The organism is Cellulomonas bogoriensis 69B4 = DSM 16987 (assembly GCF_000767165.1).
Classification (GTDB): Bacteria; Actinomycetota; Actinomycetes; order Actinomycetales; family Cellulomonadaceae; genus Actinotalea; species Actinotalea bogoriensis.
In genome coordinates this window covers 1-11,090 of sequence record NZ_AXCZ01000089.1, presented here as the reverse complement: position 1 = coordinate 11,090, position 11,090 = coordinate 1, and the positions used below count along the sequence as shown (strand labels likewise).

Here is an 11,090-nt window from a genome sequence, read left to right as displayed (position 1 = left end):
CCGGGGTGGCCTTCTCTGCATCCCCGGTGCTCTAAGCCGTCGGCTCGCCGCGGGACGCGCGCGCTGGCATCATCGGCTCGTGCTGGCTCCACTCCTCGCAGGTGCCGCCGCGCCGGTCGGGAACGGCCTGGGTCTGCTCTTCGACGCGGTCGCCAGAGCGCGGCACGGTCGAGCCATCCACCACCACGGAACGGTCCACAACGGCACGCTCAAGCGTCACGGTGCCCGCACCGGTGAACCGTGGCTCGACAGCGTTGCGCACGACCCGGTCGTCGTGCGCTTCTCCCGCGGCATCGGAGCGCACGAGCACGCCCCTGACGTCCTCGGCCTCGGCGTACGCCACGACGACGGTGACATCCTGCTCTCGACAGGAGGCGCCGGATCGTTCGCCCGTCACATGCCACAGCTACGTCACAGGAGCCGTGGCTCCACCTACACCAGTGTCGTCCCCTACCGGACGGCTCGTGGCCCTCTGATGCTGGCGGCCCACCACCGCGGATCCACGACCATCGTGCTCGGCGCGTCCCGGCGGAGCCGCAGGTGGACAGCATTCGCGACGCTTCGCATCGGCGCCGCCATCCCACCCGATGCCCTCCCGGAAGGCTTGCGCCTCGACCCGTTCGCGTCACCACCGGGAATGGGGACCTACCCCCTCGTCGGCGCGATTCGGGGGCCCGCGTACCGCCGCTCGCAGCGGCACGGCCGCGGCTGACGGCTCAACGCAAGGGCCTTACCGCGCCAGGTCTCGTGGGCAGGTCAAGGGGGTGTGTTCACTTCGTGAACGTGCGCCGTGGGTGGTTGACGGCCCCCGTCGCCACCTCGATCGTGATGTTCGCCACTGATGCCGAGTCGCGTCGAGGGGGCACGACCGCCCGGTGGCTCCGCATGGGGGAACACATGAGAATCACAGGGTTCAGGCGCGCGCTGGTGGCAGCAGTCGCAGCCGCCGCCACCGCCGGCACCGCGACCGCGGGTAGCGCTGTTCCGCAGGAGGCGGCAGATCCAACGGTCCAGACGGCGGGCCAGACGGGGGTCGGGACGGCGGTCGCGACGGCGGTGGACGAGCGGACCGACCGGGTGGCGGAGGCGCTCAAGCGCAAGCGCCCCAGGCCGAAGCCCACACCCACGCCCACCGCCAACCCGGAGGCGGTCAAGGTCGACCGCGTGCCGACACCGGAGCCGGACTGGTGGAACTGCTCGGTGCTCTTCGGCGCAGGTGAGTGCGCAGAGATCGATCTGCCTCTGGACTACGACGAGCCGGACGGTGAGAAGACCACCGTGGCAGTGCTCCGCGTCAAGGCCCGCGACCAGGCCAACAAGATCGGCACGCTGTTCCTGAATCCCGGGGGTCCGGGCGGATCCGGTGTGTGGATCGCGGCGGACGCCGAGTGGTTCCTCAGCGACGAGGTGCTCGACCGTTTCGACATCGTCGGCTTCGACCCACGTGGGATCAACTACAGCAGCAACGTCACCTGCTGGCGCAACCAGGGCGAGGCGTATGCGGCGCTTGAGGGCATGTTCGTACCCTTCCCGCTCGGCCGCACGCAGGAGGCCGCCTACATCGGCTCTGCGAAGGCGTTCGGACGGTCGTGCTCGGAGAGCGGCAATCCGCTCGCCGGATCGATGTCCACCGCACAGGTCGCCCGGGACATGGACGTCCTGCGCCGCATGGTGGGCGACGACCAGCTCACCTACCTCGGGTTCTCCTACGGCAGCCAGCTCGGGAACGTGTACGCCAACATGTTCCCCGAGCGGGTCCGGGCGGTCGCCATCGACGGTGTGCTCGACCCCGAGGCGTGGGTCGGGACCGATGCCAACGCCGGAGTTCCCTCGACCATGCGACTGCGGTCCGGTGAGGCAGCCCACAAGGGGCTGACCGAGGTGCTCGACCGGTGCGAGGCCGCGGGGTCCGACTACTGCACCCTGGCCGGGCTCGGTGATCCCCGTGAGGTCTACGCCGAGATCGCAGCGTCGCTGCGGCGCAGCCCGTTGCAGTTCGTCGACGAGGAGACCGGTGAGGTCTACTACGAGTTCACCTACGGCAACCTGATCAACTGGATGCTCGGCAACCTCTACTACCCGGACGCCGGGTACTGGATCGACCAGGACCTGACGATGATCTACTACGAGCTGACCGGCGAGTACCCCGAGGGCGTGGACGAGGACGAGCACGCAGCAGCAGTCCGGACCGCGCTTCCGCTGAGGGTCCGGACCGCCCAGGCCCGTGGGACCGTCCCGGAGTCCGCGCCTGGCCCGCGGTCCACCACACGGTTCGGCTTCCCCTACTACAACGACAACGAGGCGTTCGCGTCCGTCCTGTGCACCGACGGCCGCAACCCCGCGAGGGCCGAGCAGTGGCGGCAGTTCGCCGCACGCGCCGACCGGTCCGCGCCGGGCTTCGGCCCGTACTGGACCTGGGCGTCCGCGCCCTGCGCCTCCAGCACCTGGACGGTGCGCGACGAGGACGCCTGGACGGGGCCGTTCACGAACGTCACCGCCCACCCGGTGCTCGTCGTCGGCAACTACTGGGACCCCGCCACCAGCTACGAGGGCGCCCAGGCTGTGGCGACCCAGCTGCCCGGTTCGCGGTTGGTCTCCAGCGACAGCTGGGGCCACACCGCCTACGGGACGTCCGAGTGCGCGACGTCGGCCATCGACCAGTACCTGATCGGACAGCAGCTCCCCGAGGAGGGGACTGTCTGCGTGGGCGACGTGCAGCCGTTCACCGAGCGTCTGACCGAACCCGGTGAGCTGGACCTGCCCGACCTCGACGAGCTCAGGACGATGGCGACGGACGACGAGCCCGGGGCACCGACCTCGGGCGAGGCCGGCGTGCCCGACCGCCTGCCTCCCGTCGTCCCGCCCGTGCCCGGCGCGTTGCCGCGACGGTGAACAGGCCTCACAGGTGCTGATCAAGCGCTGACCAGGTGGAGGAGCGGGGTGGGCGCGCATGCGCCCACCCCGCTCTGTCGCGTCGGGGCGGCCCGGCCAAGGGTCCTTCGTCCCAAGGGGCGGGCCCGTCATGGACACCGTGACATCCCGTGCCTATCCTCGCTGGCATGACCGGTCGACCCAGCGCTGCCAGCGCGCCCGCCGCGAGCACCGTCGTGTGCCCGGTGGAGTGTCGAATGCCCGGTCGGCTGCGTGCTGCCGGCGGGGCGTGTTGTCCCTGCGGGCACCAGTCGAGCTGTTGTCGCTGACCGTCACCAGACGCGCCCCGGCCGGCCCCACGTCGGGCTGAGACAGCAGTCCCCTCGAGCCACCGAGAGCCCTTCCCCTGCGTCAGCAGTTCGGGGCTGTGCGCTCACGCGACCCACCCTGAGGAATCCCATGACGTCCGCACGTCCGTCCACCACCGGTGCCCAGGGCCGGCCCGCCCCGGCCGACCGCCCGGCACGTCCGGCCCGCCCCGCACGTCCCAACGGCCAGTGGGCCGTCGACGGCCGCGCACCCCTCAACGCCAACGAGGAGATGAAGGCCCAGGACAACGGCCTCAACGTGCGCGAGCGGATCGAGCAGGTCTACTCCCGCGAGGGGTTCGACTCGATCCCCGGGGACGACCTCCACGGCCGGTTCCGCTGGTGGGGTCTGTACACCCAGCGCAAGCCCGGGATCGACGGCGGCAAGACCGCCACCCTGGAGCCGCACGAGCTCGAGGACAGGTACTTCATGCTCCGCGTCCGGGTGGACGGCGGGGCCCTGTCGACCGAGCAGCTGCGTGTGATCGGGCAGATCTCCGTGGACTTCGCCCGGGGGACCGCCGACATCACCGACCGCCAGAACATCCAGCTGCACTGGATCCAGGTCGAGGACGTGCCCGAGATCTGGCGCCGGCTCGAGGCCGTGGGGCTCAGCACCACCGAGGCGTGCGGGGACGTGCCCCGTGTGGTGCTCGGCAGCCCGGTCGCCGGGATCGCCGCCGACGAGCTGATCGACCCGAGCTGGGCCATCGGCGAGATCGTGCGCCGGTACATCGGTGACCCCGAGCTCGCGAACCTGCCCCGCAAGTACAAGACCGCGATCACCGGCCACCCCAGCCAGGACGTCGTCCACGAGATCAACGACTGCGCGTTCGTCGCCGTCGAGCACCCGGAGCTGGGTGTCGGGTTCGACCTGTGGGTCGGCGGCGGACTCAGCGCGAACCCGCGCCTGGGCGAGAGGCTCGGGACGTTCGTGACCGAGGAGCAGGTGCCCGAGGTCTGGCTGGGCGTCACACGCCTCTTCCGCGACTACGGGTTCCGGCGCCTGCGCAACAAGGCCCGCCTGAAGTTCCTGCTCGCCGACTGGGGGCCCGAGAAGTTCCGCCAGGTGCTGCAGGACGAGTTCCTCGGGTTCGCGCTGCCCGACGGCCCGCCCGCGCCGCCCCCCACCCGGTCCGGTGACCACGTGGGCGTCCACCGCCAGAAGGACGGCCTGTTCTACGTGGGTGCCGCCCCCTACGTCGGCCGCGTCAGCGGCCCGGACCTGCTGGGAGTGGCGGACCTCGTCGAGGCCGCCGGCTCCACGCGGGTGCGGCTCACCCCGTACCAGAAGCTGCTGGTGCTCGACGTGCCCGAGGACGCTGTCCCCGCGCTGGTCGCAGGGCTGCGTGAGCACCACCTGGAGGCTGAGCCCAGTCCGTTCCGCCGGTCCACGATCGCCTGCACCGGCATCGAGTACTGCAAGCTCGCGATCGTCGAGACCAAGCAGACCGCCCGGGAGGCGATCACCGACCTGGAGCAGCGGCTGGGCGACCTGGGCGACCTCAAGCCGTTGAGCCTGCACGTCAACGGGTGCCCCAACTCCTGCGCGCGCATCCAGACCGCGGACATCGGCCTCAAGGGCCAGCTCGTCATGAACGACGCCGGTGAGCAGGTACCCGGCTTCCAGGTCCACCTGGGTGGTGGGCTCGCCGCCGACGACCGGGACGAGGCCGGCCTGGGCCGCACCGTCCGCGGGCTCAAGGTCACCGCCGACGAGATCGCCCCGTACGTGGAGCGGGTCGTGCGGCGCTGGGTGGACGAGCGTGAGACGGGCGCAGGCGGGCACGAGAGCTTCGCCGCCTGGGCGCACCGGGTCGAGGACGAGGCGCTGCGATGAGCGGGACGGGAGCACAGGTGGAGACCCAGACACGCCGCGGCAGGCGTGGTGAGGACGTGCTGAGGCAGATCGTCACCGACGCCGCCCCCCGGCTCGCGGACGCGGACGCGGAGGAGGTGACCCGGTGGGCGGCCGAGGAGTTCGGCGACCTGCTCGCCGTGGCGTGCTCGATGGCCGACGCCGTCCTGCCGCACCTGGTGTCGCAGGCCGCGCCGGGCGTCGACGTCCTGTTCCTGGAGACCGGGTACCACTTCGCTGAGACCCTCGGGACCCGGGACCGGGTGGCCGCCGAGCTGGACATCAGGGTCGTCGACGTCCTGCCCGAGCTCACCGTGGCCGAGCAGGACGAGGAGTACGGCAAGGACCTGTTCGCCCGAGACCCTGCCGCCTGCTGCCGGATGCGGAAGATGGAGCCGTTGGCGGCCCAGCTCGCCGGTTACGAGGCGTGGGTCACGGGGGTGCGCCGCGAGGAGGCACCGACCCGCGCGGGCACCCCGCTGGTGACCTGGGACGAGGCCCACGGCCTGGTCAAGATCAACCCGTTGGCCGCGTGGACCTTCGACGACCTGCTGGGGTACGCCGCACGGCACCAGGTGGCTCTCAACCCGTTGCTCACCGAGGGCTACCCCTCGATCGGGTGCCGGCCCTGCACCCGGGCCGTGGCGCCGGGCGAGGACCCGCGCGCCGGCCGGTGGGCCGGCCTGACCAAGACCGAGTGCGGGATCCACCGATGACCGCCAGCGACCCCACGACCGCGACCACCAGGGGGACGACCGTGTCCGTGACCGACACCTCCGAGACCGACACCTCCGAGACCGTCGAGCCCATCGCGGTCGACAGCTCCGCCGCGCCCAACCAAGCCGAGGCGGGGCACACGACCGAGGGTGCCGGCCTGCGCCGGCTCACCCAGCTGCAGGCCCTGGAGTCCGAGGCGATCCACATCATCCGCGAGGTGGTGGGGGAGTTCGAGCGGCCCGTGCTGCTGTTCTCCGGCGGCAAGGACTCGATGGTCATGCTGCACCTGGCGGTGAAGGCGTTCTGGCCCGCGCCCGTGCCGTTCCCCGTGCTGCACGTGGACACCGGGCACAACTTCCCCGAGGTGATCGACTTCAGGGACCGCACCGTGGAGCGCCTGGGCCTGAGGCTGGTCGTGGCCTCGGTGCAGGACTACATCGACGACGGCCGCCTGCAGGACCGCGCCGACGGCACGCGCAACGTCCTGCAGACCATCCCGCTGCTCGACGCGATCACCGGTGGCCGGTTCGACGCCGTGTTCGGTGGCGGGCGCCGCGACGAGGAGAAGGCCCGCGCCAAGGAGCGGGTCTACTCGCTGCGGGACGAGTTCGGGCAGTGGGACCCCCGCAACCAGCGCCCCGAGCTCTGGAACCTCTACAACGGGCGGCACCGCCCGGGTGAGCACGTGCGGGTGTTCCCGCTGAGCAACTGGACCGAGCTCGACGTGTGGCAGTACATCCAGTCCGAGGGCATCGAGCTGCCCACCCTGTACTACGCGCACGAGCGTCAGGTGTTCCACCGCGACGGGATGTGGGTGGCCGTCGGCCCGGTGTCCCAGCCGCGGGAGGGCGAGGAGGTCCTCACCCGCACCGTCCGCTACCGCACCGTGGGGGACATGTCGTGCACGGGTGCGGTGGAGTCCGACGCGACCGGTGTGGAGCACATCGTCGCCGAGGTCGCCGCCACGCGACTGACCGAACGTGGCGCGACCCGCGCCGACGACCGCGCGTCCGAGGCCGCCATGGAGGACCGCAAGAAGGAGGGGTACTTCTGATGAGCACCTTGTTGCGGCTCGCGACCGCCGGGTCGGTCGACGACGGGAAGTCCACCCTGGTGGGACGGTTGCTCTACGACTCCAAGTCGGTGCTGACCGACCAGCTGGCCGCCGTGGAGCGGGTCAGCCGGGACCGGGGCCTGGAGCAGGCGGACCTGGCGCTGCTGACCGACGGGCTGCGTGCCGAGCGGGAGCAGGGCATCACGATCGACGTGGCCTACCGGTACTTCGCCACCACGCGCCGGTCGTTCATCCTCGCCGACTGCCCCGGCCACGTGCAGTACACGCGCAACACCGTCACCGGGGCGAGCACCGCCGACGTCGTGGTGCTGCTGGTGGACGCGCGCAAGGGGGTCCTGGAGCAGACGCGGCGCCACCTCGCGGTCGCGTCGCTGCTGCGGGTCCCGCACGTGATCGTCGCGATCAACAAGATCGACCTGGTGGGTTTCGACGCCCAGGTGCACGCCGACGTCACGGCCCAGATCGAGGGCCTGGCCGGTGGGCTCGGACTGGCGGACGTGCGCACCGTGCCCGTGTCCGCCCTCGAGGGCGACAACGTGGTGGACCGCTCCGACCGCACCCCCTGGTACGACGGGCCCAGCCTGCTGGAGCTCCTGGAGGAGATCCCCGCGGCGTCCCTGCCCGAGGAGCACGGCTTCCGGCTGCCCGTGCAGCTGACGATCCGTCCCCAGGCCGCCGCCCGTGAGGAGCAGCACCGCGACTACCGCGGGTACGCCGGGCAGATCGCCTCCGGGGTGGTGCGCGTCGGGGACCCGGTCGTGGTGCTGCCCAGCGGGCGCCGCACGACGGTGGCGGGCATCGACACCGCCGACGGCGAGCTCACCGAGGCGTTCGCGCCCCGGTCGGTGACCCTGCGGCTGGCCGACGACCTGGACGTGGCGCGAGGTGACGTGATCGCCGCTGCCGACGACGCCCCTGTCCCGACCCAGGACGTCAACGCGACCGTGTGCTGGTTGTCCGACAAGACCCTGCGCCCGGGGTCCAGGGTGCTGCTCAAGCACACCACCCGCACCGTGCAGGCCGTGGTGCGGGACGTCACCGGCTGCCTGGACCTGGACACCGCCCGCAGCGTGCCTGCCGAGACGCTGGGGCTGAACGACATCGGCCAGGTCCAGCTGCGGCTCGCCGCACCGGTCGCCGCCGAGGAGTACGTCGACAACCCCCGCACCGGTGCGTTCCTGCTGATCGACGCCCAGGACGGTGGCACCCTGGCCGCCGGGATGGTCGGCGAGCCCCTCGAGGAGGCCCGCTTCCCGGGTCGCCGCCCCTCCCAGTACTCGATCTGACCGCCGATGAGGACGACCATGGGTGTGCGACGCCGACTGGCGGGCGCCGCCGTCGCGCTCGCGGCCGTCCTGACGGCGCCGCTGGCCGGTTGCGCCGTGGACTACGGGACGGCGGCCTACGTCGGCCCTGCCGACGAGCTGCGTCTGGGGTACTTCGCGAACGTGACCCACGCCCCCGCGGTGGCCGGTGTGGCCCGGGGGACGTTCGCCGAGCACCTGGGCGGGACCGACCTGAGCGTCCAGGTGTTCACCGCGGGCCCGGCGGCGATCGAGGCGCTCAACGCCCAGGCCGTCGACGCGGTGTTCATCGGCCCGAACCCCGCGATCAACGGGTTCATCCGCAGCGAGGGACAGGCGCTGCGGGTTGTCAGCGGGCTGGCGTCCGGCGGGGCACAGCTCGTGGTGCGCGACGGCATCGGGACCGTCGAGGACCTGCGGGGCACCGAGCTGGCGACACCCCAGCTGGGCGGCACCCAGGACGTGGCGCTGCGGGCGTGGCTCGGCGACAACGGGTTGGCCACGACGCTCTCGGGCCGTGGTGACGTCGCGATCACACCGACGTCCGGCGCGCAGACGTTGCAGCTGTTCCGGGACGACCGCATCGACGGTGCGTGGCTCCCGGAGCCGTGGGCGTCCAGGCTCGTGGTCGAGGCCGGTGCGCAGGTGCTGCTGGACGAGGCCGACCTGTGGGAGGACGGGGCGTTCCCCACCACCCTGCTCATCGTGTCGGCACGGTTCCTGACCGAGCACCCGGAGACCGTCGAGGCGCTGGTCCGCGGCACCGTGGAGGCGGTGGACTGGGCCGAGGCCAACCGTGAGGACGCCGCCGCCGTCGTGAACGAGGAGATCACCCGTGTCACCGGCGCTCCCCTGCAGGAGCGCGTCCTGGAGCGCGCGTTCGCCAACATCACCTTCACGACCGACCCGGTCGCCCACACCCTCCCCGAGCTCCTCGGGGACGCGGTGCGGGTGGGAACCGCCCCTGATGCGCCCGTGGAGGGCATCTACGACCTGCGCCTGCTCAACCAGGTGCTGACCAGCGACGGTAGGCCTGCGGTGAGCACCGCGGGCCTCGGTCAGGAGTGATGATGACCTCGACCACATCGGCCTCGCCCGCTGCGACCCTCGAGCGACCCGCGGGCGACGCGGTGCGGCTGCAGGGTGTGAGCAAGAGGTACGCCGACGGGCCCGTGATCCTCGACGGGATCGACCTGCAGATCCCCCGCGGCGCGTTCGTGTGCCTGGTGGGAGCGTCGGGCTGCGGCAAGTCGACCCTGCTCAACATCATCGCGGGCCTGGAACCGCCCAGCGTCGGTGAGGTCCACGTCGAGGGTGACGGGGCGGCGCTGATGTTCCAGGAGTCCGCCCTGCTGCCGTGGTTGACCGCACGCCGCAACGTCGAGCTCGCGCTGCGCCTGCGGGGTGTCGGGCGCGCCGACCGACGCGCCCGCGCCGAGGACCTCCTCGAGCTGGTGCACCTGGGCGGGGCCGGCGACAAGGCCGTGCACGAGCTGTCGGGGGGCATGCGTCAGCGTGTGGCCCTGGCCCGGTCCCTGGCGCAGGAGCGCGACGTCCTGCTGATGGACGAGCCGTTCGGGGCCCTGGACGCGATCACGCGCGACCTGCTCCACGACGAGCTGGAGCGCGTGTGGAGGGCCACCGGGCGCACCGTGGTGTTCGTGACGCACAACGTCCGTGAGGCCGTGCGCCTGGGCCAGCGGGTGCTCCTGATGTCCAGCCGCCCGGGCCGCATCGTGCGCGAGTGGGACGTGGACGTCACCGGCGAGAGGTACATCGAGGCCCCCGCCGTGGCGAACCTCGCCAAGGAGATCACCGGCCACCTGCGCGGGGAGATCCGTCGTCATGCCGTCTGAGAGCACACCTGCCCCGGTGCCCACGGCCACCGGGGCCCCGGGACCGGACGCCGACCCGAACCGGTCCCTGGAGGTCGGTCTCGACGCGTTGCAGACCAACGCCCCCGCCCGGCGCAAGCGCCTGGGGGTGTGGCCGCTGCTCGCCCCGGTGCTCGCGATCGCCGGCCTGATCGGCGTGTGGCAGCTGTTCGTGATGAGCGGGGTGAGGCCGCGGTACATCGTCCCGGGGCCCATGGACGTCCTGACCCAGGCCGGTGCGGCGTGGGCGCGCGGTGACATCCAGACCGCCCTGATGACGAGCATGGAACGCGGGCTCGTGGGGTTCGCGGTCTCGGTCGTGATCGCCACACCCATCGGGATCCTCGTGGCCCGCGTGCGGTGGGTGCGGCTCGCGTTCGGCCCGATCATCACCGGGCTCCAGGTCCTGCCCTCGGTCGCGTGGGTGCCCGCGGCCATCCTGTGGTTCGGGCTCACGAACGCCACCGCGTACTTCGTCATCCTCATGGGGGCGATTCCCTCGATCGTCAACGGACTGGTCGCCGGTGTCGACCACGTCCCGCCCCTGTACCGGCGGGTGGGACGGGTGCTGGGGGCGGGCCCCGTGGCGCAGGTGCGGCACGTGGTGCTGCCCGCCGCGCTGCCCGGGTACGTGGCCGGCCTCAAGCAGGGGTGGGCGTTCTCCTGGCGGTCGCTCATGGCGGCGGAGATCATCGCTGTGGGTGGGGCCATCGGCTTCGGCCTCGGTTCGATGCTCCAGCAGGGAAGGGAGATCCAGGACATGACGATCGTCGCGGTCGCGATCCTGCTCATCCTCGTCGTGGGGATCCTGGTCGAGCTCCTCGTCTTCGGGCCCCTCGAGCGACGTCTGCAGCGCCGACGCGGGCTCGCGGCGGAGACCGCTCGATGACCCGACCCGACCCCCTGTACCCCCTGGCCCTGAAGGTCGCGGGCCGCGCCGTGCTCGTCGTCGGCGCCGGGTCGGTCGGGGCGAGGCGGGCTCTGGCGCTCGTGGCCGCCGGGGCGCACGTCCGGGTCGTCGCA

10 protein-coding genes are annotated in these 11,090 nt (G+C 72.0%); 9 read left to right on the top strand and 1 reads right to left on the bottom strand.

Going from position 1 to position 11,090, the window contains the following annotated elements; translation table 11 throughout:
* Positions 1 to 31: 31 nt before the first annotated feature.
* Complete coding sequence (locus N869_RS09245) at positions 32 to 343, bottom strand: hypothetical protein (protein WP_035060584.1); 312 nt, start codon at positions 341 to 343, stop codon at positions 32 to 34.
* Positions 344 to 897: 554 nt separating this feature from the next.
* Here N869_RS09245 and N869_RS09240 point away from each other — a divergent pair.
* The 9 genes from N869_RS09240 to N869_RS18770 all read left to right on the top strand — a co-directional run.
* The gene (locus N869_RS09240; protein WP_156968467.1) at positions 898 to 2,892 is read left to right on the top strand and encodes an alpha/beta hydrolase; all 1,995 of its coding nucleotides are present in this window, start codon (positions 898 to 900) and stop codon (positions 2,890 to 2,892) included.
* A gap of 438 nt (positions 2,893 to 3,330) precedes the next feature.
* Positions 3,331 to 5,079: a nitrite/sulfite reductase gene (locus tag N869_RS09235; RefSeq protein ID WP_035060582.1), complete on the top strand. Its 1,749-nt coding sequence runs from the start codon at positions 3,331 to 3,333 to the stop codon at positions 5,077 to 5,079.
* Complete coding sequence (locus N869_RS09230) at positions 5,076 to 5,813, top strand: phosphoadenylyl-sulfate reductase (protein WP_052105300.1); 738 nt, start codon at positions 5,076 to 5,078, stop codon at positions 5,811 to 5,813. Before N869_RS09235 ends, N869_RS09230 begins: the two co-directional genes overlap by 4 nt.
* A complete protein-coding gene (gene cysD, locus N869_RS09225; RefSeq protein ID WP_084136799.1) occupies positions 5,810 to 6,868 on the top strand; it encodes a sulfate adenylyltransferase subunit CysD in 1,059 nt (352 codons plus the stop codon). The genes N869_RS09230 and cysD overlap by 4 nt, the downstream gene beginning before the upstream one ends.
* On the top strand, positions 6,868 to 8,175 hold the full coding sequence (locus N869_RS09220; protein ID WP_035060579.1) for a sulfate adenylyltransferase subunit 1: 1,308 nt from the start codon (positions 6,868 to 6,870) through the stop codon (positions 8,173 to 8,175). The genes cysD and N869_RS09220 overlap by 1 nt, the downstream gene beginning before the upstream one ends.
* An 18-nt stretch (positions 8,176 to 8,193) precedes the next feature.
* The gene (locus N869_RS09215; protein ID WP_232229678.1) at positions 8,194 to 9,261 is read left to right on the top strand and encodes an ABC transporter substrate-binding protein; all 1,068 of its coding nucleotides are present in this window, start codon (positions 8,194 to 8,196) and stop codon (positions 9,259 to 9,261) included.
* Positions 9,262 to 9,263: 2 nt separating this feature from the next.
* Complete coding sequence (locus N869_RS09210) at positions 9,264 to 10,049, top strand: ABC transporter ATP-binding protein (RefSeq protein ID WP_052105299.1); 786 nt, start codon at positions 9,264 to 9,266, stop codon at positions 10,047 to 10,049.
* On the top strand, positions 10,039 to 10,956 hold the full coding sequence (locus N869_RS09205) for an ABC transporter permease (protein WP_035060575.1): 918 nt from the start codon (positions 10,039 to 10,041) through the stop codon (positions 10,954 to 10,956). The genes N869_RS09210 and N869_RS09205 overlap by 11 nt, the downstream gene beginning before the upstream one ends.
* A partial coding sequence (locus N869_RS18770) for an NAD(P)-dependent oxidoreductase (RefSeq protein WP_198026022.1) occupies positions 10,953 to 11,090 on the top strand: 138 nt, incomplete at its 3' end. The genes N869_RS09205 and N869_RS18770, both read left to right, overlap by 4 nt.

What these genes read in the sequence shown, in the direction of transcription:
- N869_RS09205 (WP_035060575.1), top strand. Translation starts at nt 10,039, where the DNA reads ATGCCGTCTGAGAGCACACCTGCCCCGGTGCCCACGGCCACCGGGGCC.
- N869_RS09220 (WP_035060579.1), top strand. Translation starts at nt 6,868, where the DNA reads ATGAGCACCTTGTTGCGGCTCGCGACCGCCGGGTCGGTCGACGACGGG.
- N869_RS09240 (WP_156968467.1), top strand. Translation starts at nt 898, where the DNA reads ATGAGAATCACAGGGTTCAGGCGCGCGCTGGTGGCAGCAGTCGCAGCC.
- N869_RS09235 (WP_035060582.1), top strand. Translation starts at nt 3,331, where the DNA reads ATGACGTCCGCACGTCCGTCCACCACCGGTGCCCAGGGCCGGCCCGCC.
- N869_RS09210 (WP_052105299.1), top strand. Translation starts at nt 9,264, where the DNA reads ATGACCTCGACCACATCGGCCTCGCCCGCTGCGACCCTCGAGCGACCC.
- N869_RS09215 (WP_232229678.1), top strand. Translation starts at nt 8,194, where the DNA reads ATGGGTGTGCGACGCCGACTGGCGGGCGCCGCCGTCGCGCTCGCGGCC.
- N869_RS09230 (WP_052105300.1), top strand. Translation starts at nt 5,076, where the DNA reads ATGAGCGGGACGGGAGCACAGGTGGAGACCCAGACACGCCGCGGCAGG.
- cysD (WP_084136799.1), top strand. Translation starts at nt 5,810, where the DNA reads ATGACCGCCAGCGACCCCACGACCGCGACCACCAGGGGGACGACCGTG.